Below are 20,868 nucleotides of genomic sequence, written 5' to 3' on the forward strand. Positions count from 1 at the left end.
GCCAGGGATTTGAAGATGTACGCTGTTCACCATCAAGGCGAACGTCGTTTTTGTTCGTTGGAAGGAGCAAATCATGCCACTGACCCAGCACGGTTCCCATCTCTTTTGCCTGGCCCGCTTCGGCGTGGTCAACAGTTACTTCGTCCGGGACGATGACGGCCTGACGCTCATCGATGCCAATCTGCCCGGCAGTGAGATGGCCATCCTGAAAGCGGCTGGGCAGATCGGCTTGCCCATCATCCGCATCGCGCTGACGCACGCGCACGGCGACCATATCGGCAGCCTGGACGCACTGCATGCCGCCTTGCCGAACGCCGAGGTCAGTATCAGCGCCCGCGACGCCCGTTTGCTGGCCGGAGATTTGAGCCTCGACGCGGGCGAGGGCAACAACAAGCTCAAAGGCGATTTGAGGGGAGCGCGGACCCGCCCGGACCGATTGCTACAAGGCGGCGACAGGGTGGGGTCACTTTGGGCGGTGGCCGCGCCAGGGCATACACCGGGTCAACTCGCTTTCCATGACCAGCGTGACGGCACCGTGATCGCCGGAGACGCCTTTCAGGTGGCGGGTGGGCTGGCGGTGGCCGGACAGCTGCGTCCCCTGTTTCCGTTTCCGGCGCTGGCGACCTGGGACGCCCACCTTGCCGCCGAGTCTGCTGCCCGCCTGACTGAGCTGAACCCCTCGCGGCTGGCGGTGGGTCACGGTAGGGTGCTGGAGCAGCCCGCCGAGGCAATGCGCAAGGTGGTGCGGGAAGCCCAGCGCCATGCCCCGAAGCTGGCCCAGTGATCTTCAGTCCGGTGATCTTTGCGGTGCAGATACTGAGTTTTGGCTGCGAGCTGGCCGCCCTCTTCTTCCTGGCCTGCTGGGGCTGGCATCTGGACCTGGCGTTGTGGCTACGCTGGCTGGCGGTGGTGGCGACCCTCCTGCTAGCGGGGGCGGCCTGGGGCATCTGGGCCGCGCCCAATTCGGCTTCCCGTCTGACTGACCCAGCCCGGCTGGGCTTCGAGCTGCTGTTCTACGGCGCGGTCTGCGGAGCACTGCTGGTCCAGGGACAGAACCGCACGGCAGCGGTCTTCGGCGGCGTGGTGGCAGCGCAACTGGTGGCCTCGTTCGCGCTGCACCTGCGCGGCCCCTGAGTGCGTGACGGCTTTCGCTTTGCTAAGCTTAGACTCAGTCTAAACCCAGCCCCGGACCCGTCCACCCTTCGCCCATCCAAGGAGCACCGCCCATGATTGACTTTTCCCTCACCGACGAACAAAAGCAGCTTCAGCAACTCGCCCGCGATTTTACCCGCCGCGAGATTACCCCGATTGCCTCCGAGTACGACCAGAAAGAGGAATTGCCCTGGCAGGTCGTGGAGAAGGCGCACGAGGTCGGGTTGCTCAACCTCAGCGTTCCCGAACACGCGGGCGGGCTGGGTCTGGGGATGCTCGACGAGTCCATCATCGGTGAGGAGATCGCTTACGGCTGCATGGGCATCTATACCGTGCTGATGGCCTCCGAGCTGGGTATCACGCCGATTGTGGTGGGCGGCACCGAGGAGCAGCAGAAGCGGTTTCTGACCCCGCTGACCGAGAAGGCCAGCCTGGCCGCCTTCGCCCTGTCGGAACCCAACAACGGCTCCGACGCTGCCGCCATGAGCACGACTGCGGTGCTGGACGGCGACGAGTGGGTCATCAACGGCACCAAGATGTGGATTTCCAACGGCGGGATCGCCGAGATCACCGTGGTCTTTGCCACCACTGACAAGAATGGAGGCCACCGCGCCACCGTCGCCCTGGTGGTGCCCAAGGGTGCGCCGGGATTTTCGTCGAACAAGATCAAGCACAAGATGGGCCAGCGCGCCAGCCTGACCAGCGAACTGGTGTTCGAGAACGTGCGGGTGCCCAGGGAAAATCAGCTCGGGGGCCTCGGGGACGGCTTCAAGATCGCCATGAAGACCCTGGACAAGACCCGCGTGCCGGTGGCGGCGGGGTCGGTGGGCGTGGCGCGGCGGGCGCTCGACGAGAGCCTCAAGTACGCCAAGGAGCGCGAGGCGTTCGGCAAGCCGATCACCACCTACCAGGCCATTCAGTTCAAGCTGGCCGAGATGCAGATGGGCATCGAGACGGGACGGCTGATGACCTGGAAGGCCGCCTGGTTGGTGGATCAGGGCAAGCCGCATGCTTCTGAGGCCGCCATTGCCAAGGCCTACTGCTCGGAAATGGCCTTCGACGCGGCCAATGAAGCGATTCAGGTTCACGGCGGTTACGGCTACGTGGGCGAGTACCCGGTAGAGAAGCTGCTGCGAGACGTGAAACTCAACATGATCTACGAGGGCACCAACGAGATTCAGCGGGTCATCATCGCGCGGAACTTGCTGAAGTAGTGGGGCGCTGGATTCGGGTCGTTTGGGACCGGGTTGCCTTACACTCCGGGCCATGAACGGTCAGGTCATTGTCCTCAACGGCGGCTCCAGTGCTGGCAAGAGCAGCCTGGCCCGGCAATTGCAAAATGTTCTTCCGGGTGTCTGGCTGACTTTAGGCGTGGACACCTTCATTGAAGCGCTGCCACCTGCGCTTCAGTCTTCGGATGCGGGTGTCAACTTCGGCCCAGACGGGCAAGTCACGACGGGAGAAACGTTCCGGCGATTGGATATGGCCTGGAGCCGGGGCGTGGGCGAGATGGCCCGCCACGGTGCGAACGTCATTGTGGACGAGGTTTTTCTGGGAGGTGCGGATTCGCAGGCGAGATGGCTCAGTGCACTGGAAGGTCTGAATGTGCTGTGGGTCGGAGTGAAATGCGACGCTGCGGTGGCAGAGAGGCGCGAGTTGGAAAGGGTGGACCGGGTGGTGGGGATGGCCCGGCTTCAGGCGGAGTTGGTTCACCAGGGGGTGCGCTACGACCTGGAAGTGGACACGACCCACACTTCAACCTCGGCTTGCGCGAGGCAGATCGCAGCGCTGGTCCTGGGATGACCTCACCGATTTGCAAAACCCAATGCCGCCCTCGTCATTCTGATGACCAGTCCCGGTCAGGCCATCTCAGACCCCAAATCCGCCCCTCGGTGTCACGTCCACCCGCACCCGCGCCTTCCAGCTCCGGTTGAGGACTTCCAAGAGGGTGGCCAGCCGCGTCTCATCGCGTGTTCGAAGCATCAGGTGATACGGATATAGCCCCTTGATTCGCGTGACCGGACTGGGCGCTGGCCCCAGGACTTCCTGCGGCGTGGCTCCGGCGGCAAACAGTGCCTGCGCGACCTCGTCGGCCCCGGCGCTGGCGCGGCCCTGTTCGCGGGCAGTGATCAGCACCTGGGCCAGCGAAGCGTGCGGCGGGTAGTTGAGCGCCCGGCGCAGCTCGTACTCGGCCCTGGGAAACTGGAGGGCGTCGTGGCTGTCTGCCACGCTCCTGAGGGCCGGGTGCTCGGCCTGAAAGGTCTGGACCAGCAGCAGCGGGGCGCGCTCGGGGTGCCAGGTGACGAGTTGCCGCAGGAGGCGGTGGTAACGCTCCGAGGCCCGGAAGTCCGACAGGTTCAGCCAGGTGTCGGCCAGCGTGACGCCGATGAGGGCCAGATTGGGCGGCGCGTCCTGCGACAGCAATGCCTGGGTACCGACCACCACGCCGCTCTCACCGCGCATCAGCGGTGTCAGGTCGTCTTGCTGGTCCTTGTCGAAGCGGTAGATCGGGCAGCCGGGCAGCAGGGTTCTCACCTCGGCGGCGATCCATTCGGTGCCGGGGCCTCTGGCGCTCCACAGCGCCTCACCGCACACGTCGCAGCGCTCGGGAATGCCCTGGGTGTAGCCGCACTGGTGGCAGGTGAGCTGCCGGGTCTGCTGGTGCAGCCGCAGCGGAATGTCGCAGTTGCGGCACTGCGGCGTGTGTTCGCAGCTGGGGCAGCGGATCAGCGCCGAGTAGCCGCGCCGGGGAGCCAGCAGGGCCGCCTGCCGTCCACGCTCGGCGACCTGCCGCAGCACCTTGGCCAGATCGTGTGACAGCGGATAGCCTGCGCCCGATTGCCGCAGTTGCACCCCACTGAGCGGCCCCATGTCGGGCTGACTCGCTGGGTTGGCGTAGTCCACGATATGCACCCGGCTGCGCGGCGCGGCAATGATCACGCCGGGGTGCGCCACCGACTCCACCGCCGGGGCCGTGCCGACGTAGGCCAGCGGCGTCTGGAGCGCGCTCGCCATTCGCGCCGCCAGATCGGGCACGAACACCCCCGACCCGGAAGGCAGCTTGTAGCCGTCGCTGGCCTCCTCCAGCACCACGATCAGCGCTAGGTCGCTGACTGGAGCGGGCAAGGCCAGGGCCGAGCCGATGATCAGCCGCGCTTCTCCAGACTGAATGAGCTGCCAGGTGTGTTCGCGCTGCACCTCACTGAGGCCGCCCGAAAACGGCACGGCCTGGGTGCCGGTGTCTGCTGCCAGCCCGCTCAGTGCGTCCCAGGCGCGGCGCAGGGTAGCGGCGTCGGGAGCCAGCACCAGCACGCTGCGCCCCAGTTCCAGGCGGCGGCGCAGGCGGGCGGCCAAACTGGCGAAGCGCTCGCGGTCGCGGCCCCCGTGTAGTCGCCAGATCAGCCCTTCCGGCAGGTCGTCCGGCACGGCGCGGGGCGGGGCGGCGGGGGCAGGCAGCGCGGGCGGCGGGGCCTGCACCTCCACGCTGTCGGCCCAGCGGCGGGCCAGCAGGGAGGCGACCTGGCTGGGCGGTACTCCGGCAGCCTGCGCCCAGGCGCTCTGGGTCTCGAACGGCCCGGCAGTTTGCAGCACGCTCCAAGCGGTCGGCGGCGCGGCGTCCACGATCACGGCCTCAGCCCAGCCGCGCTGCACCACCGCCATCACCACGCCGCTGCCCACTCCGGCCCGCCGCGCCCAGTCGCCCAGGCTCAGGACCGGGCCGTGAGCGTCCAGCCACGCCCAGGCGGTGTGCTGCCGGGCGGTCAGGGGCACGGCGCTGGAGGCCACCGCTTGCCAGGCGGTCTGGTGGCGCTGATCTTCCGGCACTTGCGCCCAGGGCCGCGCCTGGTAAATGGTGGTCGAGCGCGGCGTGAGGCCGAACGCCTCATCGAGCAGGCCCTGTTCGCGCACGGCGTCAAGCAGCGCCGGGGGAAAAGCGCTGGCGTCGGTCCAGTCTGAAGTCGGGGTGTGGCGGGCAAATAAACTCAGATCGGCGTCCTGCACTGCCCGGACCCGGTGGCTGTAGCGGGGATTCAGTCCCACCCCCAGCAGATCGGAGAGCAGGAGTCCCAGCGGCACCCGCGAGAGGGCGCTGAGGCTGGCTGCCCCCGCCAGAAAGCCGTGCCCGACCCAGGGCGAGTCGTCCAGAACACCCGCCACCTCGCGCAGCTTGTGTCCGCTGCCCGCACTGCCGCCCACTACCACGCCCAGCGCCAGATCGCCGCGCCAGGGAATGAGCACCCGCCGACCCAGCGCTGACCCTGCAAAGCCGTGCGGCGCGGCGAAGTCATAGGGAGGCAGCGGCAGAGGCAAAGCCACCGACCAGATGGCAGGCGCGGAAAGGGCGGCGGAAGCGGACATGCGAAACGAAGTATGCCCCGCCCCGCCCGCCGGGGTCTGTGGTGCAGGCCGGGGCCAACCCAGGAAGAGTTTTACTTCAGGCGCTTGAGGCCGTCGAGGGCCAGTTGGTAACCGGGGTCGAGCGTAGTGGCGCGGGTATACGAGTCGAGCGCCCGCAGCCGGTCTGGTGCGGCGCTGACGCCGGAGCGCTCATACGCCAGCCCCAGGTAATACAGGTATTCGGGCGTGGTGCTGGCCAGCGCCACCGCTTTGGTCAGGTTGTTGCGCGCTTCCTTGAGGTTGCCCTGGTCGAGTTCCAGGCGGCCCATGTAGTAATAAAACTCCGGATAGCGCAGCGGGTCGAGCTTGATCGAGGCCACCAACTGCGTGCGGGCGGTCTTGGCGTCTTTGGCGAGGTACGACACCACACCGTACTGGCCCACCGCGTAGGGGTTTTTGGGCGCGAAGCGGGCGGCCTGGGCCGCCTCGGATCTGGCGGCGCTGAGATTGCCGCTGAGAGCCAGCAGCTTGGCGTAGTAGGCCCGGTTGAACGGATCGCTGGGATCGGCGATGACCGCCAGTTGCAGGTTGTTGAGCGCTTCGGGAATGTTGCCGGTGGCGTAGTACATGTCACCGATGTTGTAGAGAATCACCCCGTTGTCGGGATTGAGGGTATTGGCCTGCTTGAAGGCGTCGATGGCCTTGATATTTTGCCGCTGGAGGCGGTAGAGCGAGCCGCGCTCGTTGTAAATCTTGGAGAGGTTCAGATCGAGTTTGTCGCTGTCGCCGCCGCGCGTGGCCACCTCGGCGGCGTCGAGCACCTTGAGGGCGGCGTCCAGGGTGCCGGGAATGGTGCTGCGGTCACTGGTGCCGACGTACTGCGCCTGGTAAGCCTGGGCCAGCGCCAGGTAGCCGCTGACATTGCGCGGGTCCTGGGTCACCAGCTTCTTCAGGGTGTCGAGGGAAGGCACATAGAGCCGCAGACGCGACTGGCTGCGGCCCAGTCCCAATAGTGCGTCGCTGTTCATCGGGTCGGCCTCGGCGGCGGCCCGGAACGACAGGTAAGCGTCACTGAAGTTGCCCTGGTCGTAGTAGAGCACCCCCAGCGCCACGTAGTTGGCGGCGGGTGGCCTGGGCTTGACGGGCGCAGCAGTGACGGGCGCAGAAGTGGGCGTAGCGGGAGTCGTCACCGGCGCAGGGGGCGGCACGGTGGGGGCCGGTGCAGCCGTCTGCGCGGCACTCCAGCCCAGGCTCAGCGCCAGCAGCAGGGCCGCGCCGAGGGGGACTTGTTTCCGGGGCTGAGTGCCAGCCGTCCCGGACAGGGTCGGGCGCGCAGCCCATTCCGGGGTCAGCTTCCCCAGGGCTAATGTCACACTGCGGTCGGGCCAGTTACGATTGGGCATTGTCCGCCATCATACGGAGTTTTCCAGCTTTCGGCGTGAAGGAAGCGTGAACGCAGGAGCGGCCCACCCGCTCCTGCGGCTGGGATGCCGTCCACTGAACCCAGTCCACTGAACCCAGGAGCGCGGTGGGCGCTTTATCATGTCCGCATGACCACCCCGCTCAGCCTGACACTCTCCCAGAAGGTCCGAAACCTCAAGCCCTCGTCCACGGTGGTGGTGTCGTCGCGCGCCCTGGCGTTGCAACGGGCGGGCGTGGACATCATCTCGATGGCAGTGGGGGAGCCGGATTTCGACACGCCGCCGCACGTGATCGCCGCCGCCAAAGCTGCGATGGACGCGGGGAAGACCCGGTACACGGCGGTCAACGGCATTCCTGAACTGCGCGAAGCGATCGCCGCCAAATTGCAACGCGAAAACGGCCTGACGTATTCGCCTGACGCTGTGACCGTCACCAGCGGCGGCAAGCAGGCCCTGTTCAACGCCCTGTTCGCTCTGCTTGACCCCGGCGACGAGGTGCTGATCCCCTCTCCCTACTGGGTCAGCTACCCGGAGATGGTCAGTTTTGCGGGCGGGGTGCCGGTGGCGGTGCCGACGACGTCTGAAAGCGGTTATCAGCTCGACGTGGACGCGGTGCGGGCGGCCATCACTCCGCGCACTAAGCTGCTGATGCTCAACAGCCCTGGCAATCCCACTGGAGCGGTGTTTCCGGAGAGCACCCTGCGCGAACTGGCCGCGCTCGCCCAGGAACGAGATTTGCTGATCATCACCGACGAGATGTACGAGCACATCGTCTATGACGCCGACCAGATCAGCATCGCCCGCTTTGCCCCTGAGCGCACGCTGACGGTCAACGGAGCCAGCAAGGCGTATGCCATGACCGGCTGGCGCATCGGCTACGCGGCGGGGCCGCTGGCGCTTATTCAGGCCATGAACGCCATTCAGGGCCAGAGCACCAGCAACGCCAACAGCATCGCGCAGTGGGCCGCCGTCGCTGCGGTAACGGACAGTGACGCCTTCATCGAGCGCAGCCGCGCTGCCTTCCGCCAGCGCCGGGACCGCATCGTGGCCGGACTCAATGCCCTGGGCCTGGAGACGCCCACGCCGCAGGGCGCGTTCTATGTGCTCACCGACACCGCGCCGATTCACCCGGACGAACTGGAAGCCGCCCGATTGATCCTGGACGAGGCGCGGGTGGCCGTCGTGCCCGGCACTGATTTTGCCGCACCGGGCCGGGTGCGGCTGAGCTACGCGACCAGCCTGGAAAAGATCGAGGAGGTGCTGGACCGGCTGAAAGTGCTGCTGGACAGCCGCTGAACCGCCTTCATGAAGTTCCGGACACCGTTCTCTTACTCTGATTCTGCCCTGTAAGCGCTATAATGACAACATGTCAAGAGCCTTTACCAAAGAAGACAGTGGAGTGCGCTGGGAAGCGCCTGCCGAGGCCAGGGCCTACCGATTGCTGTGGGACGGCAGCGGCGAGAACGATGTGCTGCGCGAGTCCGACGATCTGCTGGAACTGCTGAAGTGGGCCGAGGCTCGGGCGCAGGGCCAGTTTGTCGTACAGAGCGCTGAGGGCGCGGTCCTGGCGCGGGTGCGGGCGGCCTGAGCGCCAGGGACATCGCGGCGTGGGAGGCGGGAGCGCCCCCCTTTTTGGTACTGGCTGTGGATCTTGCAGGCCCGTCTGAATGAGGTCACCGTGACTGGCGATCAGCCCAGAATGCACCCGGACGAGACCGAGACGTCCCCGGCACTCGCGCGCCGTTTGATGGCCGCGCAGTTCCCACAGTGGGCCGGATTACCGCTCAAGCGCCTGCGGTCCAGCGGGACGGTCAACGCGATCTACCGGCTCGGCGACGACATGGTGGTGCGCCTGCCCCTGATTCACTGGGGAAAGATGACGCGGTCAAGGAGGCTTACTGGCTGCCCCGTCTGGCTCCGCTGCTCCCGCTGGCCATCCCGGTGCCGCTCGCGGTGGGCCAACCCGGCGGGGGCTATCCCTTCGCCTGGTCCATTCACCGCTGGCTGGATGGTGAAGAGGCCACCCTGGAGAGTGTTGCCGACGAGTCGCAGTTGGCGCTCGATCTGGCCGCGTTCATCAGCGCTCTGCAAGAGACCGCCCCACCAAAACAAACTTCTACTGAGTTGCTGTCTGCCTACGGCCAGGATTTTCTGAGCCGCATGGACGACTTTACCCGCGCTTCCACCGCAGCCTGTGAAGGAATGTTCGACACTGCCTTGGCCGCTCACCTCTGGCAAGACGCCCTTATGCTTCCGGCCTGGAGCGGCCTGCCCGTGCTGCTTCACGGAGACATGCAATCTGGCAACCTGCTGGCCCAGCAAGGCCGTTTGAGCGCCGTTATTGATTTTGGTGCCCTGGGCCTGGGCGATCCTGCCGTCGATCTTAAGGTGGCCTGGGGCATGCTGACCGCTGCGGGCCGCCAAACCTTCCGCGCCGCGTTGAGGGTTGATGACGACACCTGGGCGCGGGGTCGGGCCTGGGCTTTGGCCAAGGGTGTTCAGGCCGTCGGCTACTACCGGGTGAGCAATCCGGTCTTTTTTGAGCGCTCCCTGTCTGCCGTGACTGAAGTGCTAGGGGAGTACAGACAGGAAACCTGAATTTCAGTTTGTCTGGACCACCTCTTAGAGCAGCACCAGATCGTCTCTGTGCACCACTTCCGGGCCGTCGCTGAAGCCCAGGGCCGCCTCGATGGCGCTGCTTCTCAGGCCCGCCACGCGCCGCAGATCGCCGGAGCGGTAGCGGGTCAGGCCGCGCGCCATTTCCTCGCCGCTGGGTGAGAGCAGGCGTACGGTGTGGCCGCGCTCGAATTCGCCGACCACCGAGCGCACGCCGACGGCCAGCAGGCTGCTGCCGCGTTCGCGCAGCGCTTTGGCCGCGCCCGCGTCGAGTTCGATCTGGCCGCTGGCGATCTCGGCCAGAATCCAGCGTTTGCGGGCTTCGAGCCGAGAGCCGTGTCCCACGAATCGGGTGCCGATGGCCTCGCCCGACACCGCTCTTAGCAGCGCGTTCTCGGCGTCACCGGGGGCCACGATGACAGGTGTTCCGGCGCGGGTGGCGATCTCGGCGGCCTGAATCTTGGTGTGCATGCCCCCGGTGCCCCGGTGCGACCCGGCCCCGCCCGCCTTCTCCCAGATGCCCGCGTCGATGCGCTCCACCAGCGGAATCAGCACTGCTTCCGGGTGGGTGCGTGGGTCGGCGGTGTAGAGGCCCGGCGCGTCGGTCAGGATGACCAGCAGGTCGGCCTCGGCCAGATTGGCGACGAAGGCCGATAAGGTGTCGTTGTCGCCCACCTTGAGCTGCGAGGTCGCCACCGCGTCGTTCTCGTTGATGATCGGCAGAATGCGGCGCGCCAGGCAGCCGTCCAGGGTGGTGCGGGCGTTGAGATACCGGGTGCGGTCGCGGAAATCGCCCGCCGTGAGCAGTACCTGGGCCACCTTGACACCGTAGATCTCAGCCAGCGCGCCGTAGGTCTGCATCAGCACGCCCTGCCCGACGGCGGCCAGCAGCTGCTTCTCGGCCACCGTACGGGTGCGCGGCGGAAAGCCCAGCGCTTCCCAGCCTGCCAGCACCGCCGCCGACGTGACCAGGATGACCTGATGGCCCGCGCCTTGGAGGGCCGCCATCTGCCGCATCAGGTCCACCATGCGCGGGCGGCAGAGGCGGTCCGAGCCGCCGGTAAGAACCGAGGTGCCGAGCTTGAGGACGACGCGCATGGACAAGAGTCTAAACGGCGGGCCAGGCAAATGCCTGAAGGCTCCTAGCAGTCCGCATGATGCCAAGGGAAACTACAAAGTTTAGCTTCACAAGTAGTAGGCTCTCGTCATGACTGATCAAGTCCTTCTTCCCGCGCTGGCCGCCGAACTGCGGGTGGTCGTCGGAAAGCTGCGGCGGCGACTGCGGCAGGAAGCGCACCTCGGCGACTTCACGCCGTCTCAGGTGGCGGCGCTGACGCACTTGGAGCGCGCGGAAGCGCTCACCGTGACCGCTCTGGCACGGGCCGAGGGCGTGCGCCCGCAGTCGATGGGGGCCACCGTCGCCAGTCTGGAAGTGCTGGGCTGCGTGAGCGGCAGCGCCGACCCCACTGATGGGCGGCAAACCCTCTGGGCGCTCACGACTTTGTTCCGCACCCGGCTCAGCGCCAGCCGAGCGGCGCGGGAAGACTGGCTCGCTGATTCGCTTCAGATGCAGTTCACGCTGCCGGAACAGGCCGAACTCGCCCGCGCCGCCGGGTTGCTGAGACGCCTCGCCGATCTGGCACACACTGCACCAGAAGGAGAACCCAAGTGTCCCTGAGCGCCGGCCAATTACAATGAGCAGCACCTTCCGCTCGTTGAAAATCCACAATTACCGTGTCTGGGCCAGTGGGGCCATCATTTCTAACATCGGCACCTGGATGCAGCGCACGGCCCAGGACTGGCTGGTGCTGACCCAGCTCACCCACCATAATGCCACCGCGCTCGGCGTCGTGACGGCGCTGCAATTCGGCCCGCAGCTGCTGCTGCTGCCGCTCACTGGACTGGCCGCCGATACCCTGGACCGCCGCCGCCTGCTGATGGCGACCCAGATGGGCCAGGGCGTGCTGGCGCTGCTGCTGGGTCTGCTGACGGTGCTGGGCCATGTGCAGCTCTGGCAGGTCTACGGCTTCGCGGCGCTGCTGGGCATCGTCACCGCTTTCGATGCCCCGGTGCGTCAGACCTTCGTCTCGGAACTGGTCAGTGAGGCCGACTTGCCCAATGCGGTGGGCCTCAACTCGACCTCGTTCAACGCGGCCCGGATGGTGGGGCCAGCCGTGGCCGGGGTGCTGATCGGCGCAGTGGGCACCGGCTGGGTCTTTCTGATCAACGCGGCCTCGTTCGCCGCCGTGATCGTCTCGCTCAGTCGGCTGCGGCTGAGTGAGCTGCGCCGCGATGAGCGGGCGGCCCGCAAGTCCGGCAATCTGCTGGAAGGCTTCGCCTACGTCCGGCAGCGCCCCGACCTGAGGGTCATTTTGCTGATGTTGTTTTTTGTCGGCACCTTCGCCATCAACTTCCCGATTTTCATTTCCACCATGTCGGTCAGCGTCTTTCACGCCGGGGCGGGTGAGTACGGGTTGCTCAACTCGGTGATGGCGGTGGGCGCGGTGGCGGGCGCGCTGCTGGCGGCCCGGCGCGACACGGTGCCGTTCGGGGTGCTGCTCAGCGGCGCGGCTGTGCTGGGCGTCGGCCTGGCCCTGGCCGCCGTGATGCCGAGCATCTGGCTGTTCGGGCTGACGCTGGTCGTCGTGGGCATCTCGGCACAGACGTTTATGAATTCCTCCAACACCATCATGCAGCTCAGCACTGAACCCGCCATGCGCGGGCGGGTCATGGCCCTGCGGCTGGCGGTGGCGCTGGGGGCCATGCCGATCGGCGCGCCGCTGCTCGGCTGGGTGGCCGACACCTTCGGCCCGCGCTGGTCGATGGGCATGGGTGCTATGTCTGGGCTGGCGGCGCTGCTGGTCGGGGTGTTTTACCTCGTCAGATACCGGCATCTGCGCGTCTGGTTGGAGGCTGGGCGCTTGAAGTTGAATATGGACCGGGAGCTGAGCCTGTGAGCGCAGACTGCGGCGCGGAGTCACCCAGCCGAAGACGCCGCCGCGCCATGCTTCCAGCCCGGCGGCTCCGCGCTACTTCCCAGCGTCTTCCCGCAGCCAGCGTGCCGCGTCGAGCGCGTGGTAGGTCATGATGGCGTCGGCTCCGGCGCGGCGGAAGGCGATCAGGGTTTCGAGCACCGTGCGCTTCTCGTCGAGCATCCCGGCGAGTGCTGCCGTCTTGAGCATCGCGTACTCGCCGCTGACGTTGTAGGCCACCATCGGCAACTCGAATTCGTCCTTGACCACCCGCATCACGTCCAGGTAAGCCAGCGCGGGCTTGACCATCAGGTAATCGGCTCCCTCGGCCACGTCCAGCCGGGCCTCGCGCAGCGCCTCGCGGTAGCCGCCTGCCGGGTCCATCTGGTAGCTGGCGCGGTCCCCCACGCTGGGGGTGCTGCCCGCCGCCTCGCGGAAGGGGCCGTAATAACCGCTGGCGTACTTGACGGCGTAGGCCATCACCGGCACGTCGCTAAAGCCTGCGGCGTCGAGCGCGGCCCGGATCGCGCCCACCTGGCCGTCCATCATGGCGCTGGGCGCGACGATATCGGCCCCAGCGCGGGCCTGCGACACGGCGGTCTGGGCCAGCAGCGGCAGGGCGGCGTCGTTGTCCACTGTCCAGCCGCCCGCGCCGTCCGGTATCAGCGGCCCGCAGTGCCCGTGATCGGTGTACTCGCACAGGCAGGTATCGGCGATGACCGTGAGTGTGGGAAACCTGGCTTTGATTTCTGTTATGGCTTTTTGCACAATGCCGCCCCCGGCGTAGGCTTCTGAGCCGTGCGGGTCTTTGTGGTCGGGGATGCCGAACAGGATGATGCTGCCGATGCCCAGGTCATGCGCTTCCTGCACTCTGGCCAGCAGTCCCGGCAGATCGTGGCGCAGCACGCCCGGCATGGTGCGAATCTCCTGGTCGCCCACGCCCTCATGGATAAACAGCGGCAAAATGAACTGCTCGGCGGAGAGACGGATTTCGCGGGTCAGGGCGCGCAGGGCGGGCGTGCGGCGCAGGCGGCGGGGACGTTGCATTTCGTCAGGCTAGCGCGGTGCTCGGCCTGGGGCGTGACGCGGCCCACCTTGGCCACTTTGGAGCAAGTGAGGTTAGTCAAGCGCTCACGAAGGTGACGAAGTGACAGGCTTGTGAAGCATTCGTCTTTATACTCTGACAGATGACCCGTTCACCCATCACCCGGCCTATCACGCTTTCCAACTGCGCCCTGCTCTCGGCGCACGGCGGCGTGCGGCTGGAGCGCGGATGCTGGCGGGGCCAGGACGTCTTCGTCAAGGCGCTGGTCGGCGGCGACGCCGAGTTCCGGCTGCGCTTTCACCATGAAGGCCGGGTGGTGCGCCGCCTGTCGCATCCGGCCCTCGTGCCGCTGCTGACCCACACCCAGGATCAACTGGTCTTTCCGTTCGTCCAGGGGTGCAGTCTGCGCGAGCTGCTCGACACCCGCCGCCTGAGCGCTGCCGAGGCCGTCAGCGTCACGCTGGGCGTGCTGAGCGCTGCCTGCGCCTTTCACCGCCAGGGCGTTACCCACCACGACCTCAAGCCGGAAAACGTGATGTTGCTGGGAGGACGTGCCTGTGCAGAGAGCGTGCGCGTAACCGATTTCGGTATGGCCTGTGACCGGACCCTGCCGGACGGTCTGCATGCTGGGACCCGCATGGGCACGCCGCAGTTCATGGCCCCGGAGCAGTTCAACGGCGTGCGCGGCGACACCCGCAGCGACCTCTACGCGGTGGCAGGGCTGCTGTTTGATTGCCTGGCCGGTGAGCCGCCGCACCCGGACGCGCTCGGCTGGCTGGTGGGACTGTCGAGCGAGTGCCTGCCGCTGCCTGGCCCAGCGGCCTTGCACCCGCTGCTGGAAAGTGCCCTGCAGCGCGACCCGGACAAACGCCCCCAGAGTGCTGAGCAGATGGCCAAGCAGTTGCGAGAAGCCTGGCAGCATGCCCTGATGGGCGAGCGCTCGGTCAGGAATACCCAGGCGTGATTCTGGCGTTTTCCGGCAACCGCTTTCTGGTCGAGGAGGCTGCCCGTGAAGCGCTTGCCGGGCGCGGCCTGCACCTGCGCGATCTGCCACGTGTCAGCGGCGAGGACGTGACGCCGGAGACGCTCGCTACCCTGCTGGCCCCCAGTCTCTTCGGGGAATCGGCGGCACTGGTCGATCTGGAAGGTGTGCGGCCCGACAAGGCGCTCCTGGCAGCCCTGGCCACACCCGGCGCGCTGGTGGTCGTCCTCGATCTGCTGGGCGCGGCGACCCGCGTCAAGCACTACGAGCAGCACGGTCAGCATCAGGCGGTGCCCGCGCCCGTCAAGCCCGGCGAGGTGGCAGGCTGGGCAACGGCGCGGGCCAAACAGATGAAGCTCAAGCTGGAGCGTGAGGCCGCGCAGTATCTGGCCGAGGTGTTCGGGGCCGATCTGGCGGGCCTCAGCGCCGAACTCAACAAGCTGGCCTTCGTGGACGGGCCGCTGGACCGTGAGACGCTGCGGCGGGTGGTGGGCCGCGAGCCGCCGGGCGATTCGTTCGTCATGCTGGGCGCGGCCACAGCGGGCCGCACGGCCGAAGCTCTGAAGCAGTTGCGGCAGTTGCTGGTCAGTGGGGAAGACCCGTTCAAGCTGATGGGGGCGGTGATCTGGCAATACAGCCTGGTGGCCCGCAGCGTGGCCCTCCTGCAAGGCGGCGGGCGCGTCTCCGAGAGCGAGGCGGCCCAGCGTCTGGGTGTCAAGCCTTACCCAGCCAAGAAAGCGCTGGAGGTGGCCCGCCAGCTCAGCGAGCGCCAGATCAGGGCGCACCTGAACCACATCCTCGATGCTGATCTGGCGATGAAACGCGGTCTGGACGTTCCGGCAGCCCTGGAGCGGTTACTGGTGCAGCTCAGCTTGTAAGTGAGAATAGAAAAGATCGAAGCGTCTAATCAGCTTGCTTTAGACGCTTCGATCTTTTCTATATCTTCTTTTGCCGAAAGACCGTCAGCTCAGGCCGTCAGCCGCCGTGCCCCGCTGCCGGGCTTGCCGCTCCGCACGAAGACGGCGGCCAGCAGAATCAGCACCCCGACGATCAGTCCGCTGAGCACGATGGTCGCGTCCGGGCGGGCCAGGTAGACACCGTAGTAAGCCCACAGGATCACGCCGCTGACGGCCAGATCGCGGTTGGCACGCAGCAGGAAGGCTCCTATCAGCGAGGCGATGACCACCAGCAGCGCCGACCAGATGGGGCCGCTCAGACCCAGCAGGCCGCTCGTGTAGCCCAGGCTGACCAGCCAGGCCGTCACGTTGGCAATCGTCGCCACTGCGATCCAGCCCAGATACAGGCTGGTGGGCAGGCCCAGGACGAGCGTCTCGCTGCGCTTCAGCTCCAGGCTTCTGAGGCGCGTGTAGAGCCAGATCAGCGACGCGAGCAATGTCAGCATAATCAGCACGCTCAGTCCGAAATGCAGACTCTGGAAAGCCAGCAGCCAGCCGACGTTGAGGAGGTTGGCCAGCAGATAAGGCCAGAACAGGGCGTCGTAGCGTGCGCCGCGCTGCCCCGGCAGGGCCTGATAGACGGCGAACACCGCCAGGCCCAGAAAAATCACACCCCAGATGGCAAAGGTCAGCCCGGCAGGCGTGAAGGCGTTGGGAAGCGAGTCCGACACCTGGCCGTTGCTGTTGCCGAACAGCGGCAGGGCGTTGGAGAGGTAATTCATGACCAGCGTCAGCAGCGTGGCCAGCACCAAAGTGATCTGTCTGGGAATGCCTGTCATGGATTCACTGTAGGTGATAGTGAGCCGAACCGAGTGCAGGAGAAGCTGCCAACTGACCACTCAGTTCTTGGGCAAAGCTTCAGCAAACCGGAACAGTGGGAGTCAACGGCGAAGGGCGCGCCGCACACCGATACTCACGCAGGCCGCCGCGAGTGGAGCCAGCGAGAGTGTTTCGCGCCGCACCAGCCCCAGTGCCAGCGTGCCGAGGCTCAGTAGCCGGGCTGCCCTCACCCGCTCGTCGGAGACTTTATCGGGTACCAGATCGCACGAACTGTCGATCCGTTCGGGGGCTGCGAGCTGGCGACTGAGGCCCAGTGCTGCGAGGCTGAGCAGATCACTCAGGGTGCTATGGCCCGCGCTGCGTCCAGCGGAAGGCACTGCTCCGGCAGCCAACACCTCCAGGCCCGAGAGCGGCGGCGCGCTGAAGCGGTCACGGGCCTGACTCGACCAGGCCAGTGCCGCGCCCGGCAGCAGGCTGGTGACGCTGCCGCTGCTGAGCGCCGTGACGGCGGCCTGCACCCCCAGCGCGGCGGCGTCCTGGGCACTCGGCGCTGGCCCCACCGTGGCGACCAGAGCGCGTGTGCTGCTGAGCGCCACGAAGCCTGGCAGGGCGTGACGCAGGCTGCTCAGACCTTCGGGTTGCTTTGCCGCATCTGCGGGCCGCCCCAGCGAGGCCACGAACGCCAGCGGCATAGCAACCAGCGCCGTCTGCGAATAATCGGGGTCGAGTTCGCGGGCAATGGCCCAGCTGGTGAAGGTGCCCAGGCCGATGCGCAGACTGGCAGGCCAGGAGTGGCCCAGCGCTCTGGCTGCAAGCAGTCCCAGCCCCAGCCCGGCGGCGGCCCAGCGGTTGGACGGGTAGGTGAAGTCGAGTGGGCGGGGGAGAGCGGACACCAGAGAAGTCGACTTTAGCGAAGAACGACGGGGTGAAACCATGGTCCTACCTTAAGTCCAGGTTCTGCCTGGGGTATGAGGCCGCTATTGGGAAGCGTTGTGGTTACTGCCGTCAGGAGTGTGGAGACTGATTTCCCACCCCATTCAGGGGTTACGGATCAAGCACCTCTTGAGAAATAGTCAATCATGGTATACAAGCGTGTTAAATCTCCGATGAATTTGGATAGGGCTGTATGGCCTCCATATTCCCCCCAGAGCCCTGGTCATCCCCATCACCCCTCTTTTGGTCGGCGGCGTGAAGAGGGCGCAGGATTGATCGTTATCGTTCTGATGGCCATGCTGATGTTGGCGGCGCTCCTGGTTATTTCGGCGAATCTTTCACTCTCAGTGCGCCGCACAACAGGTGAACAAAAAGCAGTGTTGCCTGCTCAGTACTCTGCTGAATCGGGCATAGCCTATGCGAAAAGCTTGCTTGATGCATCGCAGCGCATTATGACCAATTCCACACTGCCTGCAGGCACGACATACGGCACATTAAAGAGTTGGATTGCCAGTTTATGTCAAAATGGTGCGACTGTTCCGGTTGCTGGGTACGTCAAAGCAAATGCAAGTAATACGGTTATTGTTGGCACAAGCGTGTCCATCCCTCAAAGTGCTAAGGTTTGCGATGTTCCTCAATTTTCTGTTAATCAAGCAAACTTCTTCGCGCAACTTATATCAAACAATGGCACTGCGGCATTGGCATACACCCAAGCGGGTATTCCGGCGACAAGTGTTGCTGACCGCCAGGCGTTTTTCGATAGAGTGTTCTCTGCAAATCGGGCGGCCCTTGTCAATGGTGCACAAGTGCAGGCTGGCCTAAGGCCTCTTACCTTGTTACAGACCGACGAATATGCATATGCACTGTATTTCCGAGTTTCTGGCGTTGATAGTCTTGGTCAATCCTCAGATTCCAGTCGCCGGATCACTGTGCGCGGTAATGAGACTGTTCATGCCTTTAGCTTCAAGTTCGAAGTGCCTGGGGTTCCCCCAACAAATCCTAATTTCACGAGTTATGGCCAATTTGTTAATCAATGGGGGAGTCACGCAGGTTACTACGGATATGGTAACGACTTCAGTGGTCCGTTTCATACCAATTCAATACCCTCTTTTCGTGGAGTGTACGGTACTACAGGAGTAAAGAATGGATCGAGCATCTCCATCGATGGAGCTCTAACATCTGCTGGTTATTCAACCATTGCAAAGAGTATCGACGCTCAGGGAAATAGAGTAGATACACCAAGTGGTGCCCGTGTGAATGGACTTGTAAATGATGTCGTCAATGGTAATGACTCTTATATTATGGCCAGTGAGATGGGATCAGGTGGAAGTCAGGGTGCATACAATCTTTACGGAGCCACAAAGACCCCGAATGGAACTGATAAATCTATATACATACAAGTAGCAGCCGGAAACGGAAATCCAACTCCGAGTTTTAACGCCAATTTTATTAATATGCCGATCAATAGTCGAAATCAGAGAGACTTAGCGAGTACTGCTGGTGTGCTAGTTGCAAATCCGCAAAAAATCTCGCTGAGTGCAAGCGGTGGAACGCCAGCAACTTTTCAAAATATTGAGATTGTCCCGAATGGTGGAAACCTCAGCCTACCTATTCGACTTAGATACGCTCAAGACAAAAAGATGCTCATTGAAACCTCTCCTAATTCTAATGTTTTTGTTAATGCGGTTAAGAGCTCTGCGACATCTACTGGCTGGATAGCTGCTGCAATTGGAGTTCAGCCGGATGTCTTCAACGGAATGATCTACGCTGACGGTGATATCGGGAGTTTGAGTGGGCCAACCCGCTTGACTGCCGCTGCTGCCAGTGCCAATGGAGGAGCAGCTATCGCCAAGTTTGCTGGCATTACTGTCGTCTCACAGGGAAGCACGACACTGACAGGAGATGTGAAATACGAGAATCGCTGCCTGTCAATTAGAGCCTGTGCATCTAAGACCAATGGCCAATATGATATCAAGAACATCTTCGGACTATATTCAAGTGCTGGAGATGTCCGACTTGCTTACAACCCAACGACGATCAATCAGAATACAGCCCCTGGAACTTCCGCGAATGCCCCCAAGAATCTGGAGATTGATGGGTTTGTGATGGCCGGTAGAGGACATATTATTCCTTACAATGCATCCGCGTCGAACCCCTATGACTTTGGTAGCACTGGAAGCGGGAGAGATAAAGGTACACTTGTTGTTCGTGGTGGTGTAATTAAAGACGAAGATGCGATTGTTAAAAATGGCTCAAGTGGCTGGAGTGAAAACTATTACTATGACGCCCGTGGTACAGATTATAGCCCGCCAGGTTTTCCAACAACTTCCGTTGGTGTGCCGGGTGTGGACCCGACAGGTGCTACGTTAGTTGCCAATTGGCAGCCAGCCCTTGGGAAGACCAATCCTGATGGAACGCAAAGTACAAATGTTGACTTCACGCTTATGAATGAGTTTAGACAGGAAAAAAATCAATGAGTAAGTGGGCGTATGGATTTACCCTCATAGAACTACTCGTTGTTATTCTCGTAATTGGTATTCTCTTTGTCGTAATAATAGTGAACGTGCAAGGAGAGCTGGTATCTAACCAGATTCGTTCTGCAGCCTCTCAGATTGCTCTGGACTTAGAGAGAGTTAGAAGCGCGTCCCTTAAGACAAGCAAGGATTCAAGCTTTACGTTGATAAACGGCGGAAAGGGATACGATCTCAGGGTTTCGGGTGTGCAGCCAGGTGATGTGGTCACGAGTATCGCGATCCCTGACAACGTAGTTCTGCAAATTGGTGGATCGACTACAGGAAGTTTCGTGTATGGTGCTCCATACGGCGATCTTTCGGCCACCAATCGCACTTTAACTGTAAGCAAATCAGGTGGAAATACGCAAACCTTTTATGTGGTCGGTGTGACGGGTAAGGTGATTCGTCAATGAGAGGTCGGAAAAATGTTTATCAAGCGGGCTTCACTTTAATTGAAACTCCAATTGCTTTAGTATGTCTGGGGTTAGTTATTACTGCGGTTGCCGTCCCATTGATTGGATTTAATAAGGTTAACATTACTTCACAACAAACATTGTCTGTGACTACGGCGGCGCAGCGGCAGCTTGAGGCTGTGAGGACTTTAGTGACCGCAGATTACGACTACAACCCACCTTTGACTGCTGCTCAGCTTGGTGACGTTACCTGTATTAATCTAAATGTTCTTGATGTACCGATGAGCCCTGCCGGTTGTGACCAGCTCGCTAATCCTCCCATGCGCCGTTTATCTATTACTAGGAGCATGCCAGGTGTCAGCTCCCCTATGACCCTCACGCTGGATTTACGCCCATGAAGAAGATGAAGAGTCAACAAGGCTTCACTTTAGTTGAGCTTCTGATGAGTATTTTTATTGCTGGAGCACTTCTGGTAGCTATCAGCGCGATCATCAGCTCTTCCGCACGTGATTCTAACCGTATTAATCTTAACGCAGATATTATTAAGGAAGGTCAGATAGCGCAACAGATCATCACTGGGAGACTGGGAGAGGCACTCTACGTGTGGTGGCCCACGGGATCAGGCACGAGCAATCTACTCCTTACTACGACTGGCACAACCGCCAAAAATACAGTCAATGGCAATAATCAATATCAGTGGACTGTTGCATCAGCAACGGCGACTGTTCCTATTGATCCCGGCTGAAG

The 20,868-nt window shown here is 63.4% G+C and carries 21 protein-coding genes; 15 read left to right on the forward strand and 6 right to left on the reverse strand.

Features of this window, described 5'->3' with window-relative positions; all coding sequences use genetic code 11:
• Positions 1 to 73: 73 nt before the first annotated feature.
• The 4 genes from N0D28_RS08780 to cpt all read left to right on the forward strand — a co-directional run bounded on the left by N0D28_RS08780 (position 74) and on the right by cpt (position 2,955).
• Entirely contained in the window at positions 74 to 784 is a 711-nt protein-coding gene (locus tag N0D28_RS08780; RefSeq protein ID WP_260559158.1) for an MBL fold metallo-hydrolase, read from the forward strand.
• The gene (locus N0D28_RS08785) at positions 781 to 1,134 is read left to right on the forward strand and encodes a YrdB family protein (protein WP_260559159.1); all 354 of its coding nucleotides are present in this window, start codon (positions 781 to 783) and stop codon (positions 1,132 to 1,134) included. The genes N0D28_RS08780 and N0D28_RS08785 overlap by 4 nt, the downstream gene beginning before the upstream one ends.
• A 92-nt stretch (positions 1,135 to 1,226) precedes the next feature.
• A complete protein-coding gene (locus N0D28_RS08790) occupies positions 1,227 to 2,366 on the forward strand; it encodes an acyl-CoA dehydrogenase family protein (RefSeq protein WP_260559160.1) in 1,140 nt (379 codons plus the stop codon).
• A 52-nt stretch (positions 2,367 to 2,418) separates the two neighbouring features.
• Positions 2,419 to 2,955, forward strand: coding sequence for a chloramphenicol phosphotransferase CPT (gene cpt, locus N0D28_RS08795; protein ID WP_260559161.1), 537 nt, complete (start codon positions 2,419 to 2,421; stop codon positions 2,953 to 2,955).
• Positions 2,956 to 3,021: 66 nt separating this feature from the next.
• Here the strand turns inward: cpt and priA are convergent, their stop codons facing one another.
• Complete coding sequence (gene priA / locus N0D28_RS08800) at positions 3,022 to 5,511, reverse strand: replication restart helicase PriA (RefSeq protein WP_260559162.1); 2,490 nt, start codon at positions 5,509 to 5,511, stop codon at positions 3,022 to 3,024.
• A 71-nt stretch (positions 5,512 to 5,582) separates the two neighbouring features.
• Complete coding sequence (locus tag N0D28_RS08805) at positions 5,583 to 6,893, reverse strand: tetratricopeptide repeat protein (protein ID WP_260559163.1); 1,311 nt, start codon at positions 6,891 to 6,893, stop codon at positions 5,583 to 5,585.
• A gap of 147 nt (positions 6,894 to 7,040) precedes the next feature.
• Between N0D28_RS08805 and N0D28_RS08810 the strand changes: the two genes are divergently transcribed.
• The 3 genes from N0D28_RS08810 to N0D28_RS08820 all read left to right on the forward strand — a co-directional run bounded on the left by N0D28_RS08810 (position 7,041) and on the right by N0D28_RS08820 (position 9,509).
• On the forward strand, positions 7,041 to 8,207 hold the full coding sequence (locus tag N0D28_RS08810) for a pyridoxal phosphate-dependent aminotransferase (protein WP_260559164.1): 1,167 nt from the start codon (positions 7,041 to 7,043) through the stop codon (positions 8,205 to 8,207).
• Positions 8,208 to 8,277: 70 nt separating this feature from the next.
• Positions 8,278 to 8,499: a hypothetical protein gene (locus tag N0D28_RS08815; RefSeq protein WP_260559165.1), complete on the forward strand. Its 222-nt coding sequence runs from the start codon at positions 8,278 to 8,280 to the stop codon at positions 8,497 to 8,499.
• A gap of 179 nt (positions 8,500 to 8,678) precedes the next feature.
• The gene (locus N0D28_RS08820) at positions 8,679 to 9,509 is read left to right on the forward strand and encodes a phosphotransferase (RefSeq protein ID WP_260559166.1); all 831 of its coding nucleotides are present in this window, start codon (positions 8,679 to 8,681) and stop codon (positions 9,507 to 9,509) included.
• 24 nt (positions 9,510 to 9,533) lie between these two features.
• On the opposite strand, the gene proB is transcribed toward N0D28_RS08820, so the two are convergent.
• Entirely contained in the window at positions 9,534 to 10,625 is a 1,092-nt protein-coding gene (gene proB, locus N0D28_RS08825; RefSeq protein ID WP_260559167.1) for a glutamate 5-kinase, read from the reverse strand.
• Positions 10,626 to 10,734: 109 nt separating this feature from the next.
• Between proB and N0D28_RS08830 the strand changes: the two genes are divergently transcribed.
• Positions 10,735 to 11,205, forward strand: a complete 471-nt coding sequence (locus tag N0D28_RS08830) for a MarR family winged helix-turn-helix transcriptional regulator (RefSeq protein WP_260559168.1) — start codon at positions 10,735 to 10,737, stop codon at positions 11,203 to 11,205.
• A gap of 16 nt (positions 11,206 to 11,221) precedes the next feature.
• Entirely contained in the window at positions 11,222 to 12,484 is a 1,263-nt protein-coding gene (locus N0D28_RS08835; RefSeq protein WP_260559169.1) for an MFS transporter, read from the forward strand.
• Between the two features lie 72 nt (positions 12,485 to 12,556).
• On the opposite strand, the gene hemB is transcribed toward N0D28_RS08835, so the two are convergent.
• Positions 12,557 to 13,546, reverse strand: a complete 990-nt coding sequence (hemB, locus tag N0D28_RS08840; RefSeq protein WP_260559170.1) for a porphobilinogen synthase — start codon at positions 13,544 to 13,546, stop codon at positions 12,557 to 12,559.
• Between the two features lie 140 nt (positions 13,547 to 13,686).
• Here hemB and N0D28_RS08845 point away from each other — a divergent pair, with 140 nt between their 5' ends.
• Both N0D28_RS08845 and holA read left to right on the forward strand, forming a co-directional pair.
• Entirely contained in the window at positions 13,687 to 14,508 is an 822-nt protein-coding gene (locus N0D28_RS08845; RefSeq protein ID WP_260559171.1) for a serine/threonine-protein kinase, read from the forward strand.
• Positions 14,505 to 15,404 carry a DNA polymerase III subunit delta gene (gene holA, locus N0D28_RS08850; protein ID WP_260559172.1) on the forward strand — a complete coding sequence of 300 codons (900 nt, stop codon included), beginning with the start codon at positions 14,505 to 14,507 and terminating at the stop codon, positions 15,402 to 15,404. The genes N0D28_RS08845 and holA overlap by 4 nt, the downstream gene beginning before the upstream one ends.
• Before the next feature lie 89 nt (positions 15,405 to 15,493).
• Here holA and N0D28_RS08855 read toward each other — a convergent pair whose 3' ends face one another.
• Together N0D28_RS08855 and N0D28_RS08860 are read right to left on the reverse strand one after the other, a co-directional pair.
• On the reverse strand, positions 15,494 to 16,261 hold the full coding sequence (locus N0D28_RS08855) for a TspO/MBR family protein (protein ID WP_260559173.1): 768 nt from the start codon (positions 16,259 to 16,261) through the stop codon (positions 15,494 to 15,496).
• 102 nt (positions 16,262 to 16,363) lie between these two features.
• Complete coding sequence (locus N0D28_RS08860) at positions 16,364 to 17,155, reverse strand: hypothetical protein (protein ID WP_260559174.1); 792 nt, start codon at positions 17,153 to 17,155, stop codon at positions 16,364 to 16,366.
• A 312-nt stretch (positions 17,156 to 17,467) separates the two neighbouring features.
• On the opposite strand from N0D28_RS08860, the gene N0D28_RS08865 reads away from it, so the two are divergent.
• From N0D28_RS08865 to N0D28_RS08880, 4 genes are read left to right on the forward strand one after another with little or no spacing between them, the layout of a single operon-like run.
• Positions 17,468 to 19,672, forward strand: coding sequence for a hypothetical protein (locus tag N0D28_RS08865; RefSeq protein WP_260559175.1), 2,205 nt, complete (start codon positions 17,468 to 17,470; stop codon positions 19,670 to 19,672).
• Positions 19,669 to 20,121 carry a pilus assembly FimT family protein gene (locus tag N0D28_RS08870; protein WP_260559176.1) on the forward strand — a complete coding sequence of 151 codons (453 nt, stop codon included), beginning with the start codon at positions 19,669 to 19,671 and terminating at the stop codon, positions 20,119 to 20,121. Before N0D28_RS08865 ends, N0D28_RS08870 begins: the two co-directional genes overlap by 4 nt.
• The gene (locus N0D28_RS08875; protein ID WP_260559177.1) at positions 20,118 to 20,519 is read left to right on the forward strand and encodes a type IV pilus modification PilV family protein; all 402 of its coding nucleotides are present in this window, start codon (positions 20,118 to 20,120) and stop codon (positions 20,517 to 20,519) included. Before N0D28_RS08870 ends, N0D28_RS08875 begins: the two co-directional genes overlap by 4 nt.
• On the forward strand, positions 20,516 to 20,866 hold the full coding sequence (locus N0D28_RS08880) for a prepilin-type N-terminal cleavage/methylation domain-containing protein (RefSeq protein WP_260559178.1): 351 nt from the start codon (positions 20,516 to 20,518) through the stop codon (positions 20,864 to 20,866). The genes N0D28_RS08875 and N0D28_RS08880 overlap by 4 nt, the downstream gene beginning before the upstream one ends.
• Positions 20,867 to 20,868: the final 2 nt, after the last annotated feature.

This window comes from Deinococcus rubellus, assembly GCF_025244745.1.
GTDB lineage: Bacteria > Deinococcota > Deinococci > Deinococcales > Deinococcaceae > Deinococcus > Deinococcus rubellus.

Coding starts and splice junctions, on each gene's coding strand:
- N0D28_RS08780 (WP_260559158.1), top strand. CDS start 74: ATGCCACTGACCCAGCACGGTTCCCATCTCTTTTGCCTGGCCCGCTTC.
- proB (WP_260559167.1), bottom strand. CDS start 10,625: ATGCGCGTCGTCCTCAAGCTCGGCACCTCGGTTCTTACCGGCGGCTCG.
- cpt (WP_260559161.1), top strand. CDS start 2,419: ATGAACGGTCAGGTCATTGTCCTCAACGGCGGCTCCAGTGCTGGCAAG.
- hemB (WP_260559170.1), bottom strand. CDS start 13,546: ATGCAACGTCCCCGCCGCCTGCGCCGCACGCCCGCCCTGCGCGCCCTG.
- N0D28_RS08870 (WP_260559176.1), top strand. CDS start 19,669: ATGAGTAAGTGGGCGTATGGATTTACCCTCATAGAACTACTCGTTGTT.
- N0D28_RS08845 (WP_260559171.1), top strand. CDS start 13,687: ATGACCCGTTCACCCATCACCCGGCCTATCACGCTTTCCAACTGCGCC.
- N0D28_RS08830 (WP_260559168.1), top strand. CDS start 10,735: ATGACTGATCAAGTCCTTCTTCCCGCGCTGGCCGCCGAACTGCGGGTG.
- N0D28_RS08835 (WP_260559169.1), top strand. CDS start 11,222: ATGAGCAGCACCTTCCGCTCGTTGAAAATCCACAATTACCGTGTCTGG.
- N0D28_RS08880 (WP_260559178.1), top strand. CDS start 20,516: ATGAAGAAGATGAAGAGTCAACAAGGCTTCACTTTAGTTGAGCTTCTG.
- N0D28_RS08875 (WP_260559177.1), top strand. CDS start 20,118: ATGAGAGGTCGGAAAAATGTTTATCAAGCGGGCTTCACTTTAATTGAA.
- N0D28_RS08855 (WP_260559173.1), bottom strand. CDS start 16,261: ATGACAGGCATTCCCAGACAGATCACTTTGGTGCTGGCCACGCTGCTG.
- N0D28_RS08790 (WP_260559160.1), top strand. CDS start 1,227: ATGATTGACTTTTCCCTCACCGACGAACAAAAGCAGCTTCAGCAACTC.
- N0D28_RS08815 (WP_260559165.1), top strand. CDS start 8,278: ATGTCAAGAGCCTTTACCAAAGAAGACAGTGGAGTGCGCTGGGAAGCG.
- N0D28_RS08810 (WP_260559164.1), top strand. CDS start 7,041: ATGACCACCCCGCTCAGCCTGACACTCTCCCAGAAGGTCCGAAACCTC.
- priA (WP_260559162.1), bottom strand. CDS start 5,511: ATGTCCGCTTCCGCCGCCCTTTCCGCGCCTGCCATCTGGTCGGTGGCT.
- N0D28_RS08805 (WP_260559163.1), bottom strand. CDS start 6,893: ATGCCCAATCGTAACTGGCCCGACCGCAGTGTGACATTAGCCCTGGGG.